The sequence below is a fragment of the bacterium genome (genome assembly GCA_013360195.1).
Classification (GTDB): Bacteria; Electryoneota; RPQS01; order RPQS01; family RPQS01; genus JABWCQ01.
In genome coordinates, this window is the sequence record JABWCQ010000014.1 from 35,620 (window position 1) to 54,929 (window position 19,310).

General features: G+C 53.3%; 19 protein-coding genes. 12 read left to right on the top strand and 7 right to left on the bottom strand.

Annotation, left to right across the window (positions count from 1 at the left end; all coding sequences use genetic code 11):
* The first annotated feature begins 293 nt into the window (after window positions 1-293).
* A complete protein-coding gene (locus tag HUU59_10245) occupies window positions 294-2,852 on the top strand; it encodes a hypothetical protein (GenBank protein ID NUO19817.1) in 2,559 nt (852 codons plus the stop codon).
* A gap of 58 nt (window positions 2,853-2,910) precedes the next feature.
* Here HUU59_10245 and HUU59_10250 read toward each other — a convergent pair whose 3' ends face one another.
* From HUU59_10250 to HUU59_10280, 7 genes are all read right to left on the bottom strand, one after another.
* Entirely contained in the window at window positions 2,911-4,296 is a 1,386-nt protein-coding gene (locus HUU59_10250; protein ID NUO19818.1) for a hypothetical protein, read from the bottom strand.
* A complete protein-coding gene (locus HUU59_10255; GenBank protein ID NUO19819.1) occupies window positions 4,293-4,499 on the bottom strand; it encodes a hypothetical protein in 207 nt (68 codons plus the stop codon). Before HUU59_10255 ends, HUU59_10250 begins: the two co-directional genes overlap by 4 nt.
* A 1-nt stretch (window position 4,500) precedes the next feature.
* The gene (locus HUU59_10260; GenBank protein ID NUO19820.1) at window positions 4,501-5,325 is read right to left on the bottom strand and encodes a hypothetical protein; all 825 of its coding nucleotides are present in this window, start codon (window positions 5,323-5,325) and stop codon (window positions 4,501-4,503) included.
* Window positions 5,326-5,334: 9 nt separating this feature from the next.
* Entirely contained in the window at window positions 5,335-5,703 is a 369-nt protein-coding gene (locus tag HUU59_10265; GenBank protein NUO19821.1) for a hypothetical protein, read from the bottom strand.
* A gap of 212 nt (window positions 5,704-5,915) precedes the next feature.
* Window positions 5,916-7,064 carry a hypothetical protein gene (locus HUU59_10270; GenBank protein ID NUO19822.1) on the bottom strand — a complete coding sequence of 383 codons (1,149 nt, stop codon included), beginning with the start codon at window positions 7,062-7,064 and terminating at the stop codon, window positions 5,916-5,918.
* On the bottom strand, window positions 7,064-7,507 hold the full coding sequence (locus HUU59_10275) for a hypothetical protein (GenBank protein ID NUO19823.1): 444 nt from the start codon (window positions 7,505-7,507) through the stop codon (window positions 7,064-7,066). Before HUU59_10275 ends, HUU59_10270 begins: the two co-directional genes overlap by 1 nt.
* A gap of 115 nt (window positions 7,508-7,622) precedes the next feature.
* Window positions 7,623-8,000 carry a hypothetical protein gene (locus HUU59_10280; protein NUO19824.1) on the bottom strand — a complete coding sequence of 126 codons (378 nt, stop codon included), beginning with the start codon at window positions 7,998-8,000 and terminating at the stop codon, window positions 7,623-7,625.
* A 635-nt stretch (window positions 8,001-8,635) separates the two neighbouring features.
* On the opposite strand from HUU59_10280, the gene HUU59_10285 reads away from it, so the two are divergent.
* The 11 genes from HUU59_10285 to HUU59_10335 all read left to right on the top strand — a co-directional run bounded on the left by HUU59_10285 (window position 8,636) and on the right by HUU59_10335 (window position 19,090).
* A complete protein-coding gene (locus HUU59_10285) occupies window positions 8,636-9,856 on the top strand; it encodes a hypothetical protein (GenBank protein NUO19825.1) in 1,221 nt (406 codons plus the stop codon).
* Between the two features lie 209 nt (window positions 9,857-10,065).
* Window positions 10,066-10,296, top strand: a complete 231-nt coding sequence (locus HUU59_10290; GenBank protein ID NUO19826.1) for a hypothetical protein — start codon at window positions 10,066-10,068, stop codon at window positions 10,294-10,296.
* On the top strand, window positions 10,284-11,834 hold the full coding sequence (locus HUU59_10295) for a hypothetical protein (protein ID NUO19827.1): 1,551 nt from the start codon (window positions 10,284-10,286) through the stop codon (window positions 11,832-11,834). Before HUU59_10290 ends, HUU59_10295 begins: the two co-directional genes overlap by 13 nt.
* Window positions 11,835-12,698 carry a hypothetical protein gene (locus HUU59_10300; GenBank protein NUO19828.1) on the top strand — a complete coding sequence of 288 codons (864 nt, stop codon included), beginning with the start codon at window positions 11,835-11,837 and terminating at the stop codon, window positions 12,696-12,698.
* An 85-nt stretch (window positions 12,699-12,783) separates the two neighbouring features.
* A complete protein-coding gene (locus tag HUU59_10305; GenBank protein ID NUO19829.1) occupies window positions 12,784-13,287 on the top strand; it encodes an ORF6N domain-containing protein in 504 nt (167 codons plus the stop codon).
* Between the two features lie 210 nt (window positions 13,288-13,497).
* Window positions 13,498-14,748: a cytochrome P450 gene (locus HUU59_10310; GenBank protein ID NUO19830.1), complete on the top strand. Its 1,251-nt coding sequence runs from the start codon at window positions 13,498-13,500 to the stop codon at window positions 14,746-14,748.
* Window positions 14,749-14,802: 54 nt separating this feature from the next.
* On the top strand, window positions 14,803-15,030 hold the full coding sequence (locus HUU59_10315) for a ferredoxin (protein ID NUO19831.1): 228 nt from the start codon (window positions 14,803-14,805) through the stop codon (window positions 15,028-15,030).
* A 175-nt stretch (window positions 15,031-15,205) separates the two neighbouring features.
* A complete protein-coding gene (locus tag HUU59_10320) occupies window positions 15,206-16,363 on the top strand; it encodes a Fic family protein (GenBank protein NUO19832.1) in 1,158 nt (385 codons plus the stop codon).
* Window positions 16,364-16,421: 58 nt separating this feature from the next.
* A complete protein-coding gene (locus HUU59_10325; protein NUO19833.1) occupies window positions 16,422-16,868 on the top strand; it encodes a hypothetical protein in 447 nt (148 codons plus the stop codon).
* A gap of 7 nt (window positions 16,869-16,875) precedes the next feature.
* Window positions 16,876-17,178, top strand: coding sequence for a hypothetical protein (locus HUU59_10330; GenBank protein ID NUO19834.1), 303 nt, complete (start codon window positions 16,876-16,878; stop codon window positions 17,176-17,178).
* 49 nt (window positions 17,179-17,227) lie between these two features.
* On the top strand, window positions 17,228-19,090 hold the full coding sequence (locus tag HUU59_10335) for a glutamate mutase L (protein NUO19835.1): 1,863 nt from the start codon (window positions 17,228-17,230) through the stop codon (window positions 19,088-19,090).
* Window positions 19,091-19,310: the final 220 nt, after the last annotated feature.

A 19,310-nucleotide genomic window follows, 5' to 3' on the forward strand; every position in this document is an offset into this window, starting at 1 on the left:
GACGCTCTGTTCGCTTCCGACATCACGAGCATCGTGCTCGTGGTTGAGTGCTCAGCGGCGGCTTCGACACCTTCTGCCCGGCCTCTGTTTCAATCGCAGTAATCAGCAAGTTTGAAGTGGATTCAATTCTGCTTCAAACGAGAATCAAGTAATTGCTTGAGTAGTTTTAGATGAGCGACCTGAAATTCCGGGTCGCTTTTTTTTTCGCTCCCGAGCCGAGAATTGTCGATTTATGTTGACAAGTGTAGTCATATTTATATAGATTAGATGATTCCCAAACCAAGGAGAGATGGATGAAGAGACTTTTGACTGTTGTTTTACTTTTGTGGTGTTGTATGACAATTGCTGCCACATCACAGGTCCCGTTGTCGCTTGTTGGCAAAGCTCCGGCAATTGAAATTGCAGAGCTTGAGGACATGATTGCCAAGGCAAAGGCCAACGGCCAGACGCCAGACCCAGCATGGACAACTCGTATTCGCGAGTTGATTCCGTTGGTGAAAGGCCATGCGAGCAAGGTGCCTGCTGATCTCCCTGTGATACAAGCTGACAGAGGCTTCGCACCGGGTGCGGTGATTCGCCAAGTGGAATTGACCCGGCTTGAACAGCAGATCAAGGAGTTGGAGTTTCAAATTGACGGTGGTTTCAGCTCAGTTGAACCGGATGAAATTACGCGTTTGAATCTCAAAGATCAGTTGAACGACCTGTATTCGCAGCGCGTCGTTCGTGATCCTGCCAATCCGTTGGATCAAGGCAATGACACCTGTCCTGCAACACCGATCAACGGATTGCCGTACACGGACACGGGCACAACTTCGGGTCGTGCCAACAACTTCAGTCCTGCTCAGATTGGCGGCGCATGCTTCAATAACAATGCACCGGACGTAATCTATTCTTTCGTTCCGCCGTACACGCAGAGCTATACGATAACGACGGATGGCAGCAGCTATGACACATATATTTACATTCAGCGGTTCGGAACCTGCCCGGGAGATTCGACGCTTGAATGCAATGACGACGGCGGAATAGGTGTAAATTCGCTGATTACGCGCACGTTGACAGCAGGCGTCACGTATCACATTATCGTGGACGGATACGCCTCCAGCTCGGGCAACTATGTTTTGAACGTGTTTGACAACTGCAATATTGAGTGCCAGCCAGGTGATATTCAGGAGTGTTTTGAAGTTCGCGACAGCACACATCTGCAGAACAACTGCAATGGCGGCTGCGAGAATCCGTTGTTTGGCGGAGTTGAATCCTGGCAGGACATACAGCCGTGCCAGACGGTGTGCGGCCGTTTGTTCACCGGTGTTCGTCCGAACGGCGGCAATTACCGCGACGTGGACACCTATCGTTTCACATTAACGGAAGCATGCTCGCTCGCGATCACTTTGAACTCAGAGGTGGGCTATACGCTTACTGTTACAACAGCGAGCTGCCCCTGGAGTTTCTTGTGGACTTATACGTCATACCCGTATCCGTGTTCGACCGCGACGCACGTCACTCCATGTTTCCAACCGGGAACTTACTCTGTCATGGTCCGTCCGAATACGTTCACGGGGATTAATGATTTTCGCACGTACAGAATGCAGGTGGGTTTGATTCCGTGCAGTGGCTGCCAAATTGACGCGTTCATTCAAGCGCCCGGCAGCGGCGCGTGGCACACGTGCGGCGCGGGTAACGACAACAATTTGCGTCCGAGCGAAGATTACACGTTCTGTGTGAACATTCCTCAAAGCGGCGAGTGGACGTTCTCAACGTGCAACGATGACAGCATTTGGGACAGCTATATCTATTTGAGCAATCAGTGCAACGGCAGTGTGATCGCTGAAGACGACGACGCCTGCGGCGGAATCGGTCTGTCGGTGATTAACTGTGTCGAATTGCAAGCGGGCACATATTATCTAACCGTTGAAGGCTGGTCAAGTTCGCGTTGCGGGCCGTTTGTGCTGAACGTGTTCGAGTGTGTCGGCTCGTGCTGTTATGGCAACCCCGGTAATCCGTCGTGCGCCTACATCGGGCCGAACGCCTGTGACAGTTTGGGCGGAAGCTGGACAAACCTTGAGCCCTGTTCGACGGGCGCATGTTACACACGTCCGGAGTGCGGAGAAGGCGAGATTATCTTCAGTCAGCTTCCGTTCCTTCCCAATGAAGCCGGCACAGGGCTCTTGTCGCATGTGGATTATGGCACACTGTACAGTGATAACTACTCGGTCAACAGTGTCGTGGGTTCTGTTCATTTCTGGGGTTTCCCGGTCTTTTGCAATGGCGCACCGGAAACGTTTTTGCTGACGTTCGGCAACGGGACGGACACCTGCCAATACACGGTGACCGCAACGGGAGCACAGTTTCCGCAGCTCTATTTCGGAAGTTACCTTGTCTCCCAATATGAGGTGGAGATTTCTCCGCCGTGTGAATTGCTTTCCGGCAATCTCACCATTCAAAAGCTTGGTGATCCGAGTTGCCTATGGTATTGGGCGACGTCACCTTTTGGGGATAACATTCGTCCGGTGGCTCCGAATTATGAGTTTGCCTTCTGCTTGGATCAGGCGCCCTGTGAGATTGACAGCCTGACCTATATTTGGAATTCTCCGGGCATCGCCACGTTGCGCTGGTATCAGAATCTGCCCGGCGTTGTGACGATCTGGTACACCACGGATCCGAATGCGATTTATCCAGCCGGATATTCTTTTGTAACAAACCCCTATCCTGCCGGCAACAATTCCTTAGCGACCAACGCCAACTTAGCAGATAATGTCAGAGTCGTTCTGACGTTGAACTGCACACCGAATTCCGCCGCGGCATTACCTCCGCCGCCAAAGGTTTTGAACTTGAGTGTTGACAGCCAGGAATAGTTGACCGTCGCAGTTGGATTGCGGGCGGCTCGAGAAACCTCGGGCCGCTCTTTTTTTTTCACCATTTGACAATGCGCGGTACGGGCTGCCGTTCTTCGACAGCTTCGAGATTGACGAAGAAGTAGCGCAGCGCATCGAGCGAGTGGTCGGAGTCACCATCCTTGACCGGCTCGTCCTTGTCTGCGTTCCATTGATAGGTGCGCAGGTCTTGAATAAGTTTGCGGCAGCGCGGCGAGATAAAGAGCGAGACTTTACCTGCGGCATCGCGGAAGGCGGCCTTGACAAGTTCAACGCCGGTGCTGACTCGCGAGGAGCGGTAGCGGAGTTTCATGCCGTTGCGAAGCAGATAATCCACGGGCGAGATGCCGCTGTCCTGCGCGGCGGCTCCGGAGGGGTCGCAGGAGCTCCACAGGTAGTCGGTTTCCTTGAGACCGAAGGAGATATCCGTGCGCAGGATGGCGGCGTGCATGGCCTCGGTGGTGGCATCGCGGCCTTCCCATTCGGAGAACACGACATATTCGCCGGAGGGGAGTTTTTGCAGCCAGAGTGCGAACGGCTTGCGGAAGCCGAAATCAATGGTGCGGAAGAGCGGCCATTCCTTGCGGGGATAAAAATCATCCTTGAGAATGTGCACGACAGGGTCGAACTCGGAATAGACGAGCCCGTCGAAAGAGTCAAAGGAGATTTCCTGTTCGCGGCTCCATTGCGATTTGGACAGTCCGCGCGAGGCCGATTTCTTCCACTCTTCTCCGGCGCGCGCGGGATGCTGCGAGTAGTGAATGCGGTGGATGTGGAACGGTGAGCAGAGGGGTCCTTCACTTCGTTCAGGATGACAACTCTCATCACATTGTTGCACAAGCTTCGCAAAGAGGTTGAGCGCGCCGCCGGAAGAGGAGACGCCGATGAAGGAGCCTCCGCTTTCAATGGCGGGCTGCAAAGCCGTCCAGATTTGCATATCGAAGGGAGTGAAAGCCATTTCATCCCAGAAGACGGCGGTGGGGGAATACATGCGCGGGCCGTCCGGTGTGGCGGGCAGGGACAGCAATCGCGAATGCAGTCCGCCGAATTCGAGTTCGGATTTATTGTTGGTCGTGAGAACAGGTTTCATAAACGCCGGGAGCTGCGAGATGATGAAGCGCGCGCGGTCGAGCAGCTCTTCGGCACAGCGTTCATTGCGCGAGAGGAAGAGATAGACACCGGGCTGTTTGAAGAGCGCTCGCCAGACGAACAGCGCGACGGCGCTCCATGTGACCATCATCTGCCGGGATTTGGGCACGAGTAGATAGCGCTGATTCAGAGTGAGATAGGCGAGCACGCGCAGATAGTCGAAGTCGGGATAGAGTTTGATTCCGTGCGCGGGGTCTTGCGTTTTGACATAGGTGGTGAGGAAGCGCCACGGGTCTCGCGAACAGGCGAACAGTTCCTGAAATTCGTGTTTGGTCATTGCTGCTCTCCGGTGGCTGCGTTCTGCGCCTGTCTGAGAATTTCGATGGCATGCTCGGTGGTAAGAGTGTCATCGGGTTGCTCGGCGGCGGCCAATTCGAGATAGAGTTTGATGGCTGAGACGTTTGTGCTTTTGTTTTCGCAGGCGAGAGCCAGCAGATTGTCCAGCACTTTTTGTTTTGATTTTTTGTCGAAGATATTCATGTTATTCGATAAGCGTTGAGCGGAGTGAGTGGGGAACGACAAAGGGAGCGAGGACATTCCATGCGGCTGCGAACCATTTGTCGGAGAGTTGCTGCCATTCGCGGGCGCGGGAGTAGGCATCGCCTCCGGTGTTGCGGGTGAGCATCAGAGCCGCCATGCCGCGCGCGACGATGGAGAGCGTCAAGTAGGCGGTTCCGGTTTTCAATCCCTGGTCGGTGGACGACGAGTTGTAGCCTTCCCGAAGTGCGCGCACGACGATATCATCGGCTTCGATGATGGCCTGCTCGATGAGCAGGTCTTCCGCGGCGCCCTGCGCGACGGTGTAATCCACGAGCACGGAAGCTCCGTCGGGAATCGCGCTGCCGGCGGTGCGGCGGAGCGTTCCCTCGTCATGGTCAAGTACATAGTCGGTAGCGGGTTCGAAGACATCGTAGTAGCCGTACCAGACGCTGACGGGAAAGGAATTGGGAATCGCGCCGGATGCCATACGTGAGATGAGTCCGGCCTCGTGATTGACGCGAAAATCAAATTCTTCGCTGAAGATGGAGCTTAACGCCAAGTCGGAGGCGACGGCGACGCTGCCGCGAATGAGTTGCTTGTTGCTCAGGCTGATTTCATCTTCATCGGAGAGCACTACAGCCGTTTCGAGTGTGGCTTTGTCGGAGGCGACGCGCTTGACGACGCCGCTGTCGGTTTCGAGACTGAAGTGCGGCAGCGCGATTTCGGTGGTGCCGGAGAGAGTGACGCGGACGTTCTCGATTCGCTGCGAGGGCAGATTGGCCGCGACAAGGTGTTTGCGAATGATGTCGAGAGTTGTGAAAGCCATGCGAGTTCCTTAGACGCGGTTAATGGCAAAGACGAGGGTGACTTGCAAGGTGGAGTTAAACGGCACACCGGTGACTTGGAGCGCGGTGGAGCTGCCGTTCAGCCGGGCGCGCACGGTGAAGTTTGAACCGGCATTTTGACAGAAGACGCTGAGCCGGTCGCCCGCGGAAAAGGTGATACTGTCGTCGTCGGTGTAGGTGTTGGAGCCGTCGAAGACGATGATCTTCACGAGCGTTCCGGCGAAGGGAACGGGAATTCCGTCGGCGGCAATTCCACCGGGGCCGGAGAGATATTGTGAAGCGGTCGTAGTCGTGCCGCTGAAAGAGAAGAAGATAAGCGGTTGACTGGCAAGCGCATAAGCGAGAGTGGGTTTTGACATGAAATTTGAAAGAGGAAATTGAAAATGGGAAAGGATAGTCACCCCCCTTAATCCCCCCAGAGGACTGGGGGGAAATCAGAGGGGTCCTTCAGGTTTCTGCTAAACCTTCAGAATGACAACGCGTTCTTCGATTGAGAATACGCTTGAGAGTTTACCCCCCTTAATCCCCCCAGAGGACTGGGGGGAAATCAGAGGGTGCGCTGCACAAGCGCTTAGTAGTCGGACATGGCGATGGCGTCGTCCACCATGATGGTGTAAGCGGATTCTTTGGAGACGACGGCGGATTCGAGCTTGTGTGAGATAATTTTTTCAGCTTCGATGACGAGCGGTTGCGCCACGGATTCGCGGATGGCGAAACGATGGTCGAGTGCGGCGAATTTCGTGGCGGTGGCACCTTCGACGGCGACCAAACGCGTGTTCAAGGGGAGGAAGGTGCGATAGTCGCCGGTATTGCTGAAGGCTCCGCCCTGAAAGGCTTGCGCATCCTGCAGCTCGGTGATTTTCAACACGGTTTCGATATCGGATTTCGCTCCGAGAAGATGAGTCATGCGCGCGGGGCCGTCGAAGGCAAGGGCGAGATGAACCAAGTCGGAGTAGGCGAAAGTTCCCGCCGAGCCGTTGAAGGAGTTCGAGGGCGCGGGTGAAGTGCCGTCACCGTTGATGATGATGTTGTAGATTTCGGAGATTTCATCATTGGCAAGCTGCGCGCCAATCCACCAGAGGAAGACGCGGAATTCGGCGAGCTTTTGATTCTTGAGAATGCGGTAGCTGAAATCGAATTGCCGTCCGCGGTCAATCATGCCGGCTTCTTTTTGACGATAGGCGAGCTTGACGACGGGATAGGCGGCGCTATCGTTGCGGCGCTGAGCTTTCTTGGGAAAATCGGTTTTGATATAGAGCGGAGTGACGGTCGGTCCGCGCTCGGGGATAATGGCAGCGACGAGCTCTTCGGGGTCCTGCACCATTTTATAGCCGCGGCGGATTTCGCGCGAAACGTATTCGGGAGCGAGAATCATTCCGGGACCGGAGAGAAATTGTTCGAGGGTGGTGGCATTGCGGCCGGAGAGCGTGATTTCCGCGAGAAAGAGCTGACGTTCGAAGGCGTCGAGCGGCGCATCGAGAGAGCCGTCGGGCTTACGCGGCGAAGGGTCGAGTTCTTCGAGCAGTTCGGTGAATGAGAGTCCTCGCTCTTGGGCTTCGGAGTAGAGCGCAAGGTTGCCGGAGCGGGAGTGGTCGAGAATTTTTTCGCGGAGAGTGTATGCTTGGGAAAAGTCGAGAGACATATTTTGGAAAGAGGAATTGTGAAATTGGAAAGAGGAAACGGGGCACCCGAGGCGGGTGCCGCGGCGACGGAGTTTCATCAGGCATCGAGGAGAACATCGCAGGTGGTGAGTGTGGTGTCCACGGCGATGACCATTCCGCGATGAGTTGTTCCGCCGGTGGGGACATCGGTGGACGTTGTGGCGCGGCGGACTTTGCCGGTGCCGTCGCACTCGACTTTTTGTCCGACGGCGGGTGCGGTTCCGGAATAGAGGAATTTTGCGACTCCGGTGACTTGCACGGTGCAGAGAGCAGGCACGGCGGTGCCGGACTGCAATTCATCGGAGACGGAGATGACTTTTCCAATCAGCCGCGAGCCTGCCGCGCCCATGCCGGCTTTGTTGTTGTCGGCCATTGCGGCGGCGGTGAGATTGGAGTCGATATCCGACCAGGTGAAGTCCTTGTTGGCGGTTGTATCCACTTCAAAGGTGAGCAGGAGATTCGCTCCGGCGCCTTCGTTATTGACTTTGTATGTTGATGGCATGTTTTGCTGGTGATGCACCTCATGCGAGAGCGCGGGTGCTTCCTGTTGTTGGTGAATAGATGAAGAGTTGTTGCTGCCATTGCGGATTTTGAGACGCGCAACGGCGGAAGTGCGATTAGTTTGACCCGAGACCTGAGCGGTGCAGCTGGTCGGCGGGAATGCGGGCGGCGCGGGAGTTCATTGCCGTTCTGAGCATGGGCGAGAGCTGAAAGACCTGATTGAAATGCAGCGATGCTTCGCGGCGCGCGGAGAGAAGCTGCTTGCCGCTCAGGGTGAAGGCGTGGTCGGGCTCGGGGCAGGCGGGAATCGCGCCGGCGAGTTCGATTTTGGCTTTGAGTTCGCGGCGGAGTTCGTCCTCATAGAGCTGAATCAGTGCGGCTTGCGCATCGGCTTCAAGAGCGGCGATGGCAAGTTGATGGTTGAGTTCATCGAGATCGAGATTTTCGGGATTGGCCAGGAGGGCTTGAGCTTTTGAGAGTGGTTTTGAAATCATGTTGTGTTGTGGTTGGAGAATTGGTTGTTGGTGACGGCTTAAATATATAGTATAAACGTCCGTTTGTCAAGCCACTTCCGCATAAATTGCACAAGTTGTTGATTTGACAGAGACTTATTTGACCGTTTGTTCAAATTGGTGCAAACTGAACGCATGTATAATATTGTTATGACGTGACTTACATTTTATTGAAGTTACGATTTTTGAGTCAAAAGAGAGGCGTGATGCCTCTTTTTTCGAGTACGGGAAAACAGGGAGTTATGTGTTAATTATTGTTTTTTATGGATTGAGTGAGTGAGGGTTGATTTGGCTGGAGATAACAGTTTTGTTGAATTTGGGCGACATCATCGATTTGCTTCAGAATTCTCGTGATTGTCCATTGCGGGTCTGGAGACCCACAACGGCGAAGTACGGGTAAGACGGCCGGAGGCCGTCGGTAGTGAAGTTGTCTGACATTTTTACCCCCCATAATCCCCCCAGAGGACTGGGGGGAAATCAGAAGCGTAACTCCTCTCTGTATTAGAGTTTAGGGGGCGGGTTCGTTTGATTTTGGACAAGAAAATTCGTATTTTTGCAGGTTACATATTATTGGGGAAGTGTGCCTAATTGTGAGGAAGCCATAGTCTGGAGGGATTATGCGTTACTTAGTACTCTTAGGGTTGAGTTTATTGATGCTGGGCTGTGAGGAAGAACCGCCGATTTACAACGGCAAACCGCGGACGCAGGATTTGATTGCGGTTGGAGTTGAAGAAACGGAGAACGGAGAAGTGTGGGTTCTTTGTCAGGAAGTAAGCCGGTGGAAGGAAGGCGCGGACCCGATTCATTTGGATACATCGCCGATTTATGATCCGCCGTATTATTTTAACTCACAGACATTGAAGCTGCAGGCGGGCGGGAGACATTTTCAAAGTGTCGGCGGAGGGAATTACGAGTACGGATTGGTGTATTACTTTGACCGGGTCGCGGACGGATTTCTGCAGGCTGGAGTTAATTTCGGCAGTTGCTTTAATCACTCTGAAGTCGTATTGCCGACCATCACCGTGAGGGACGGTCAGTATCAGGAGATACTTGTCAGATTCGCACAGTTGTCGTGTGATTACAGCTATGCCTTCTATCAGAATTGGGACGAGATGCATATTTATCCGATGCACGTCGTGAAACTTGCAAACGGGAATTTACTCTATTGGGGTTTAGGCAGCACCGGATCGGCACGCCTGACTTGTGTGACGGAATACGGTGAGGTGATGTGGTCGCAGCTATTCGATAGCCAGGAGCTTCATTGGACATCGGTGGTGAGTCTGCGCAACGGCGGATTTGCGATGGTGGAGCAATACAGCGAGATCGTGCGGTTCTATGATAACAACGGCGTTCACGGACACGACATCGAGTTCAATCGGACGGATGAGTACAGAGTGACATCCATCGCGCAGCTTGGGAATGGGAATTTCATTGCCGGCGGAGTGAACATGACGAGCAACGATCCGCATTTGTGGTATTATACGGCAAGCGGAACGGAAGAGCGGGACACGACGCTGTATGTGGAAGGCTGTCAGGATTCGGTGGTGCTTTATCCTGCCGGTGAAAACATTCTCGTGGCCGCAAGCAACGGAACGATATGCAGTGAAACGGATCCGGTGCGGCTGATGCTGATCGACAGCGCATTTAACGTGATTGGAGTCGAGAGTTTCGGCGGCAGCGCGCATGTGGTGTTGAAGGATATCACGATTGCGGACGACGGTAGTATTTATTTGTGCGGAGCATTTGACCGCGGGATTGGAAGTTACTCGGCGTTGATCACAAAGTTCGACGCGAATTTGAACGCGGTTTGGAGTACGATGGTGCATCCGAATATGTGACCAGCGGACGCAAACCCCCATCCCCTGCCCTTCCCCCGTGAATGGAGGAAGAGGGAACAGAAGCGGAGATACGAAGACGGCCAGAGGCCGTCGGTAGTAAAGTTTTCTGAAGTTTACCCCCCTTAGTCCCCCCATAGGAATGGGGGGAAATGGAGACCCCCATCCTCATTCCTTCCCCCATGAATGGAGGAAGAGGGAACAGAAGAATTATGTCATCTCATTGTGCTTATAGTTTTGCGGATTTATATGAGGCCGCATTTGGAGTGAAGCCATCGAAAGCCGCGTTGGACGAATTGTATGCTCTCACACAGGATGAGCGGAATGTTGTCGTGCGGGATTGGGTGCGGCGTGCGGAGTGGGAGACTTTTGACGTGACGGGAACGGACGGTGTGGTATATGCGAGTTTTGGTCCGAAAGGAAGCGAGCCGTGCCGCAGCTGATGAGTCGGCGATGGGTTGCCGGTCTCGTATTCGCAGTAAGTCTTGTACCGACACTCTTCGGGCTTGTTGGCGAGGAGCGGATGCTCGCCGCGAGTTTTCACGACGACGCATACTATTATTTCAGAATTGCGGAGAACATCGCAGCAGGTAACGGGAGCACATTTGACGGTACAAATCCTACGAACGGATACCAACCGTTGTGGTGCTGGCTTCTGGTGCCCATTGCGGCGCTGAAGGTTTACATTTTTCCGGGAAGCTACTTACTGGTTTACGGTCTTTTCATCGCAGGATTGACGGCGTTAGCGGCATTACTCATAATGAAAGTTGCCGAGCAAGCAAGCGGCGTTATTGCGGCAATGATTGCCGGCTCGCTGCTGCTTTACGGACGAACAACGACACTGTTTACAGGCGGCATGGAAGGAACCGTGCTGGGAGTATTCATCCTGCTGTATGTGATGACCCTTCTTAAGCAAGCGGATATTTCATCGGCGGTATGGCTGTTGGGACTATTGGGGGCAGGAATTGTTCTTAGTCGTGTGGATCATGCGATTGTAGTGAGTGGATTGGGATTATTCGCTCTGCGCGAACTTTGGACTAGCCCCTTGCATCCCTCGCGAGTCAAGATGTTGAAGAAGTGTTTGCCGATTATCTTGCTTCCGTTTGCGGCGTTGATATTTTACTTTGCGGGGAATTGGGTCTGGTTCGGTCATGCGATGCCGATTAGCGGAGCCATAAAAACTACGGGTGAGCTTTCGTTCCGCCCTGAACTATGGCTGCGGGACAAAGGAGTGCTGTTGCTTTGTGTATCGTCATTCGCTCTGCTGGTTTGGTTCGCTTTACGGACTCGTCTTGGGCGGCAAGGACCGGACGTGGAGCGGGTCTTTTTTCATTGGGCTTTGGGCAACGCAATGTATATGATGTTTCTGTTGGTGAGCGTTCGATGGGTGCTTGCGAACTGGTACTTTGTGTCACCGCTGCTTCAGCTTGCGGTGGTAATCGGCTGGGGAGTTGAGCGAGCGTTGATGGGAATATCTCGCGGGCGAACTGCGGTGCAGTGGGGAGCCGCTATGTTGCTCGGGGTGTTTATCTTAAAGAGTCAGATTTCCCGTTTTGAGTGGCTGAACCGGAGCGAAGGGACATTCCAAACGGAAGTGATTGAAGCGGCGAAGTGGTGCAACGAGCATTTGCAGAATGACGCAGTGATAGGTTTGGCGGATGCAGGCTATTTCGGCTATCACAGCAGACACCAGGTAACAAATTTGGACGGATTGGTGAACGGCTGGGATTACGTGGAAGCGTGCCGCGGTGGGAACGGGGTCGAGTATTTGCGGCGGCAGGGTGTGACACATGTTGCAACGGTGTTCGGGTCGCAAATCACGCACGACGGGGGTAGAATGAGCTATGAAATTCCGGCAGTCTTCGCGGCGAAGAATTCAGGCAACCGCTTTACTGCAAGCGAACAGTCATTAGTTTACAGGTCGTCATATGGTCAAGGCACAAGTTTCTCCGGCGAAATTGTGCTTTGGGAGGATAGGTAAGTGAGAGAGTTTACTCGTATCAAGGAAGGTCTGTTTCGATTTGCTTGTCCGGTGCTGCTGCTTCCATTCTGTTTAAGTAGTACTCTCTTAGCCGCGGACTCGACGGCATCGGTGACGAAGATCGGGGACTACACGTTCACAACACGGGTGATGAATTTCGGGATGACACATGAATTGGCGGTGTCACACCGTGACAAGCCGGTGTGGAGTGTGGCCGAGTATTTTGTGAAGCTTCTGAACAGTGATTCGCTGGGACTGCCGCGCGATTTGACAGGAGACAGAATTCAGGACGTGGTAGTGGAAACGTATTCGGGCGGCGCGCATTGCTGTTTTGCGCAATATGTGCTGTCGCTCGGAACGAAACTTGAAGTGCTCGACACGATTGAACACGCGGGACGCTGGTCGGACGCGGACAAGGACGGGCTGTGGGAAATTACAGCCAATGATTTGACACTCGACTATTGGAAACTGCCGCACAGCGATTCGCCGCTGCCGGAAGTAATTTTGGAATCGTCGCGCAAGGGATTTGTGCCGAGTGCGGAGCTGATGCAAGCCAATACTCCGACGGCGAGTGACGTGCTGCGGATGCTGCGCGAATCGCGGGACGGCAAGGCATGGAAGGATTACCAGAGTCTTCGGGAAGATGAGTCTCTGCCGGCTTCGATGGCGGTGCTGCACAGATATTTTGTGGAGTTGATTTACAGCGGGAACGCGCAGCTTGGATTGGAGTTGCTCGAAACGGGATGGCCGCCGTTCATTCTTGGCCGCGAAGAATATATTCGCGATTTGAAAACGGAGCTTCAGAAGAGTCCGTATTGGGGAGTGATTCAGGAGATGAACAGCGAATCGGAGTTTGTGAAGTAACTCAAGACCTCCTGCCCTTTTGCGTGAATGGAGGAAGGGGGAAGGGGAGTTTGAGGTGCCTAATTGGAGTATCAAGTAGTTGCTTATGACGAACCTCATTCCAATCGAACATATTGAAAATAAGATACTTCTGATCCGTGGACAGAAAGTCATGCTGGACAGGGACTTGGCGGTATTGTATCAACTTCCTGTTCGGACCTTAAATCAAGCAGTAACAAGAAATTCCGATAGATTTCCAGAGGATTTCATGTTTACATTGACTGCTGAGGAGTTTGACAACTTGAGATCACAAATTGTGATCTCAAGTTGGGGCGGTATTCGCTACGTTCCCCGTGCCTTCACCGAACAAGGCGTGGCGATGCTGTCGAGCGTTCTGCGGAGTCCGCGTGCGGTGCAGGTGAATATTATGATTATGCGGGCCTTTGTGAAGATGCGCGAGCTGATTGCGTCTCACAAAGATTTGGCGGCACGGTTGGATGAATTGGAGAAGAAATACGACAAGCAGTTCTCAATTGTATTTCAAGCGATCCGGCAGTTGATGGAGCCTGAGCCTCCGAAGAAGAAGGGGGAGTTTGGGTTTCGGAATTGACGCCCCTTATGGAAGCGGGACAGGAAGCAGAGTGATCCTTCAGCCGCGGCGGCTTCAGGATGACAATGCGTTCTTGATTTGTGATCGCGCTTGACGCGGGCGGATTGCCATCCGCCCCTATAAATTTTCGATTTCTTATTTTGTTCGTAATTCCTTAAACATTCTACCCCCCTTAGTCCCCCCATAGGAATGGGGGGAAATGGAGACCAGATGCACACCACAGAGTATTTTAATGACATGATGACGCGGGACGTGATGAACGATCCGCATACGTACTATCATCACCTGCGCGCGCACGATCCGGTGTACTGGAATGAGAAGTGGGGCGGCTGGATGCTCACACGGTATAACGATATCGTCAAGGTGCTGCGCGATCCGGCGGGGTGGTCTTCGCAGAGAATCAAGTATCTTTCTGAAGAGATGCGTCCCGGTGACGAAGTGCGATTCAAGCCGATTTTCGACGTGCTGGCCAACTGGTTTATCTTCAAGGACCAGCCGGATCACACGCGCATTCGGAGACTGTTGAATCCGCACATGACACCGATTGCGCTCGAGAAATACAAACCGCGGATTCAGCAGATTGTGCACTCGGTGATTGACCGGATTGAAGCGGGCAAGAAATACGATATGGTCAAGGAGTTTTCGTATTTGATTCCGCTGACCGTGATTTTGAATATGCTGGGGATTCCCGAAGCGGATAAGGATCGCGACGACATCAAATATTGGTCCGAGCAGATCGGATTGCTGTTCTTCATTCGCGCCGATGAACCCAAACGCCGCGAGATTGCGTGCGAAGGGATTACGTCGTTCGTGGAATATCTGTCGCCGCTGGTCGAAGAGCGCCGCAAGCATCCGAAGGACGATATGATTTCGCTCCTGACACAGGCGGAGAAGGACGGGATTCTGAGCCGTGACGAAGTGATTTCGACCACGATTCTGCTGGTGTTCGGCGGACACGAGACGACGACGAACCTGATTAACAACGGCTCGCTGGCGTTTGTTCATAATCCCGATCAGTGGGCACTGCTAAAGAAGAATCCGGGTTTAGCCGAGAGCGCGGTGGAAGAACTGTTGCGCTACGACACGTCGGTGAAGGCCACGGTGCGCTGGGCGAAATACGATCAGGAAGTCGGCGGCAAACAGATTAAGAAAGACCAGCGCTTGTTGCTCGCACTCACTGCGGCCAACCGCGATCCGGAAATTTTCCCGAATCCCGACAAGCTCGATATCACGCGCAACCCGAATCCGCACGTGGCATTCGCGCACGGGATTCATGTGTGTATCGGCGGCCCGCTGGCGAGACTTGAAGCGGCGGAGACATTCCGGATTATGGCGGAGCGGATGGAGCTGCCGCAGCTTGAAGCGAATATACTGGAATACCAGCCGGCGATTGTGTCAAGAGCCCTGAATGAGTTTCCGGTCAGTTGGAGCAGTTGTCCCATCGCCCATCACCCCGCATAACATTTTACCCCCCTTTCATCCCCCCAGAGGACTGGGGGGAAATCAGAAGAGCCCATGTCCAAATACAAAATCACGATTGACAAGAACCGCTGTGTCGGTTCGACGCTGTGCATGATGGAAGCGCCGGACATTTTCGCGCTGGATGAGGAGCATCAGGCACGGGTGGATAATCCCGATTCGGATGACGACGAGGGAATTTTGGCGGCGGCGCATGCCTGCCCGATGAACGCGATTTTCATTGAAGAGATTGCCACGGGAAAAAGGATTTGGCCGCGCGCCTAAGGTTTCTTTAGATTGAGGGGAGAATCTAAAGGAAAAGGGTGGTTTTGTTTAGATTGGGGGTTGCTATTTTAAGAGAAGTTAAGTTAATTCTGACAATCTAAAGGAAAAGACCATTTTTCTTTAGATTGATTGGCAAATCTTAAGAACTCTTTAATTATTTGTTTTGAAAGATATTATGTCTGTAACATGGCATACACCCGCAAGCCCCGGTGACCTTCTATCCCTGACTCACGCCAGCGAGGGAAACTACTCAGCATTCCTGCCCCACCCTTTGCCGCCGCGAGTTAACTTTGGGTTACACGCCATTCGGCAGCTTAGCAAGGCCGAGCATAGCCTCGGGCGGCTATCAGAACTGGGGGTTCAATTACCGAGTCCAGAACTCTTGACCTACGCGTTCATGCGACGGGAAGCGGTGTTGAGTTCTGAGATTGAAGGCATCCACACCACCATTGCGGAAGTCTATCAATACGAAGCGGAGCAAACGGATCAGGGGAATGGGTACGCGCGTGAAGCATACAACAACTTTGACGCGCTCAGATTTGGTCTCGAACAGATGAAGTCACGGGAAATCAGTCTTGGCCTGATCCGCGAACTTCATGAACGACTGATGCATGAGGTCCTTGATGCGCGCGGTCGGAACAAGAACCCGGGAGCATTTCGGGAAACACAAAACTTCATCGGCAGACCCGGTTCAAAGCTCTCACAGGCCATTTATGTTCCACCGCCAGCGGAACGAGTTGAGGAACTTCTCTATGATTGGGAGAAATTCGTTCGCACAAATAACGAGCTTCCCATCTTGGCAAAGATCGCGTTTGCGCACTATCAGTTTGAGGCGATTCATCCCTTCGAAGATGGTAACGGACGCGTCGGGCGGTTACTCATCTCCATGATGCTGCAGAAAGAGGGGCTGCTGGCCATTCCGATTCTGTCGCTATCGAGCTACATTGCCGCCACTCGCAACGATTATTATGCCGGATTGAACAGCGTGACGCGCGAGGGTGCATGGCAGGAGTGGTTCGAGTATTTTGTTCAAGGCGTGCAGGAAGCCGCTGAAGATGCAATCGAACGAAGTCAAAAGATTCTTGCACTGCATCGGAGTTATCACACGAAAGTTCTTGAGCATTCCAGAAGCCGCGCAGTTGAATTGGTGGATTTTATTTTCTGTCAACCCGTTTTCACACAGTCACAAGCTATGCAGACCATCAACGTGACGCCGCCGGCGATGGCGGGTTACTGCAAGCTATTTGAAGAGCTTGGTTTGATCCAAGAAATGACAGGAAACTATAATAGGCGTGTGTATCGGGTGCCGGAGTTGCTGGGGGTTTTGGGATGAAAAGTAGAATCCAAATCAGAAGTTCGCAAACAACTTTAAAATGCTCTTGGGCAACGAAATGGCAAATCATGAAGCAAATTGGCTCCTTCCATTCCAGAAAATATGTGAAAAAAGAAATCTGGAATACACAATTGGCCAAGGCAATCAAAATCAACTCGCGATCCTTCCCAATCTACCATCCGTTCAATTTGGCGACTTGCGGGTAAGATCCGGCAACGAAACGCATGTTGTAGAAATTGAAAATGGGGGTGGCGTAACAAACCTCGCCAAATACTGGGCAGCACTCGCTCCGATAAACGTGTGTGAACATATTGAGCGCGTTGTCCTGACACATGTATATAATCGGGCGTATGGCTACCAGTCTCATCATGCAATTTGGAATTTCTTGTACTCCAAAATGGATGTGTGGCCAAGGTTTGAGGCTCATCTATACGTCGTTGCATACGAGGAATTAGATATCGTCGCACGTTTGTTCGCTGAACGTATTCCAATAAATCAGCAGTAAAATAGCAATGAATAGTAACGAAGAAGTAACACCAACAAATCTACTGAAATGCCCTTTCTGCCAAGAGGATATAGATGCCTCTGCTTCTAAATGCAAGCATTGCGGCGAATGGGTTTCCAACGAAGAGCGTTTTAAGGCAAGGAAAGACGTATACATCAAAAAATGGCAACCATTCTTCCTTTTCACAGGAGGCGGAATACTTGTGGGCCAATTACTTGGCGCTCCAAAAGGATTTATGATCGGATTGTTAGCGGCGGGCATTGTGGGCGTCATTATTTATGGTATCGGATGGCCAAAGAATATCTCTTAATTGTCACACTTTATCAAATCACCACCCCTCACCATAAACCCAAGAGAGCATGAGCAAGAAACCTTCAGAGATTACGACCATTCTGGCGACGGACTGCGGTTCGACGACGACGAAAGCAATTTTAATTGAGAAGCAGGGGAACGAATACCGGTTGGTCTGCCGCGGTGAAGCGCCGACGACCGTGGAAGCGCCGTTCGAAGACGTCACCAAGGGGGTGCTGAATGCAATCTCTGAAATTGGCGAGATCATGGGCCGGGAGTTTACGGAGAAGGACGGAGTTATCAAAACCAAGTCCGGCAATCGCGGCTGTGATATTTACATCTCCACGTCGTCGGCAGGCGGTGGCTTGCAGATGATGGTGTCCGGTGTAGTGAAAGCCATGACTGCTGAATCGGCAGAGCGCGCCGCGCTTGGCGCGGGTGCAATCGTGATGGATACGCTGGCGAGCAATGACGGACGTCTGCCGCATCAGAAGATTGAGCGTATTCGCAAGCTGCGTCCGGACATGATTCTGCTCTCGGGCGGAATCGACGGCGGCACGACGAAGCATGTGATTGAGTTGGCGGAGCTGTTGAAAGCGGCGCGTCCGCGTCCGCGATTGGGGTCGTCGTATAAACTGCCCGTGATTTACGCGGGCAACAAAGAGGCGCGCGACGAAATCAAGAAGGTGCTTGGTGACGAAGTGGATTTGCTTGTCGTCGACAATCTGCGGCCGGTTTTGGAGCGCGAAAATCTGGGGCCTGCGCGGGACGCGATTCATGATTTGTTCATGGAGCACGTGATGGCGCAAGCACCCGGCTACCGCAAGCTGATGTCGTGGACGGACGCGCCGATTATGCCGACACCGGGAGCAGTGGGAGACATCATGCAGCGTGTGGCGAAGGCGCGCGATATTACGCTCGTGGGTGTGGATATCGGCGGCGCGACGACGGACGTGTTCTCCATTTTCCGTGTGCCCGGCGGCGACGGCAGGGAGACGGTTTTCAATCGCACGGTGTCGGCCAATCTCGGGATGAGCTACTCGGTGATGAACGTGCTGGCAGAAGCGGGGATTGAAAATATCCTGCGCTGGGTGCCGTTTGAAATAGACGAGCGTGAGCTGCGCAACCGGATTGCCAACAAGATGATTCGTCCGACGACGATTCCGCAGACGAAGGAAGAGCTGCAAATCGAGCAGGCGATTTCCCGCGAAGCGCTCCGGCTCGCGTTCATCCAGCACAAGAATTTCGCCACATCGCTCAAGGGCGTGCAGCAGGAGCGCACGATTTCGGACACGTTCGATCAGAGCGGCTCAGGCGAGACGGTGGTGAACATGATGGACTTGAATATCATCGTGGGCTCGGGCGGTGTGCTGTCCCATGCGCCGCGCCGCTCGCAGGCCGCGCACATGATGATCGACGCGTTTCAGCCGGAGGGCGTGACGGAGCTTGCGGTGGATTCGATTTTCATGATGCCGCATCTGGGCGTGCTGGCGAGTGTGCACGAAGAGGCTGCGATTCAGGTGTTCGAGAAGGATTGTTTGATTCGACTCGGCTCATGTGTGTGTCCGGTCGGCAAGAGCAAGGAAGGCAAACCGTGTGTGACCATAACGGGCACGTCGAAGAGCGGCAAGCAATTCAATGAGAGTGTGCCGTTCGGAGAATTGATGTTGTATCCGCTTGAACCGGGCGATGAGATTAAGGCCACGATAAAACCTGAGAAGGGTTTTGACGTCGGCGCCGGGCCGGGGAAGGACATTACGGCAACATTGCACGGCGGCGTGGTTGGACTGATTGTCGACACGCGCGGCCGTCCGCTCGACTTGTCTCCGCAGACGGAAAATCGTGTCGCCAAGATTCAGAAGTGGACGAAGATTCAGGACTTCATTCTCGCCGGTGCGCATGATGACGGTGTCGCGACGGTGAGGAAGTGACACTTGAAAAGTGTCCAACATTGCGCTGGCGCGAGGGTCAACATGCCCTGATTCCGGCGGGGAACCGCTTCGCTAAATCCCCGCTCGGTGGAAGCAGAGCGCAAAGGTGCTGCACTACGGATGCGCTTGGAATAATCGGTTTGCTTGGATAGATCCTTCACTTTGTTCAGGATGACAAGCGCTTGGAATTGTGCATGAGGTGCCTGCACGATTATGCAAC

Coding starts and splice junctions, on each gene's coding strand:
- HUU59_10245 (NUO19817.1), top strand. CDS start 294: ATGAAGAGACTTTTGACTGTTGTTTTACTTTTGTGGTGTTGTATGACA.
- HUU59_10250 (NUO19818.1), bottom strand. CDS start 4,296: ATGACCAAACACGAATTTCAGGAACTGTTCGCCTGTTCGCGAGACCCG.
- HUU59_10255 (NUO19819.1), bottom strand. CDS start 4,499: ATGAATATCTTCGACAAAAAATCAAAACAAAAAGTGCTGGACAATCTG.
- HUU59_10260 (NUO19820.1), bottom strand. CDS start 5,325: ATGGCTTTCACAACTCTCGACATCATTCGCAAACACCTTGTCGCGGCC.
- HUU59_10265 (NUO19821.1), bottom strand. CDS start 5,703: ATGTCAAAACCCACTCTCGCTTATGCGCTTGCCAGTCAACCGCTTATC.
- HUU59_10270 (NUO19822.1), bottom strand. CDS start 7,064: ATGAAACTCCGTCGCCGCGGCACCCGCCTCGGGTGCCCCGTTTCCTCT.
- HUU59_10275 (NUO19823.1), bottom strand. CDS start 7,507: ATGCCATCAACATACAAAGTCAATAACGAAGGCGCCGGAGCGAATCTC.
- HUU59_10280 (NUO19824.1), bottom strand. CDS start 8,000: ATGATTTCAAAACCACTCTCAAAAGCTCAAGCCCTCCTGGCCAATCCC.
- HUU59_10285 (NUO19825.1), top strand. CDS start 8,636: ATGCGTTACTTAGTACTCTTAGGGTTGAGTTTATTGATGCTGGGCTGT.
- HUU59_10290 (NUO19826.1), top strand. CDS start 10,066: ATGTCATCTCATTGTGCTTATAGTTTTGCGGATTTATATGAGGCCGCA.
- HUU59_10305 (NUO19829.1), top strand. CDS start 12,784: ATGACGAACCTCATTCCAATCGAACATATTGAAAATAAGATACTTCTG.
- HUU59_10310 (NUO19830.1), top strand. CDS start 13,498: ATGCACACCACAGAGTATTTTAATGACATGATGACGCGGGACGTGATG.
- HUU59_10315 (NUO19831.1), top strand. CDS start 14,803: ATGTCCAAATACAAAATCACGATTGACAAGAACCGCTGTGTCGGTTCG.
- HUU59_10320 (NUO19832.1), top strand. CDS start 15,206: ATGTCTGTAACATGGCATACACCCGCAAGCCCCGGTGACCTTCTATCC.
- HUU59_10325 (NUO19833.1), top strand. CDS start 16,422: ATGGCAAATCATGAAGCAAATTGGCTCCTTCCATTCCAGAAAATATGT.
- HUU59_10330 (NUO19834.1), top strand. CDS start 16,876: ATGAATAGTAACGAAGAAGTAACACCAACAAATCTACTGAAATGCCCT.
- HUU59_10335 (NUO19835.1), top strand. CDS start 17,228: ATGAGCAAGAAACCTTCAGAGATTACGACCATTCTGGCGACGGACTGC.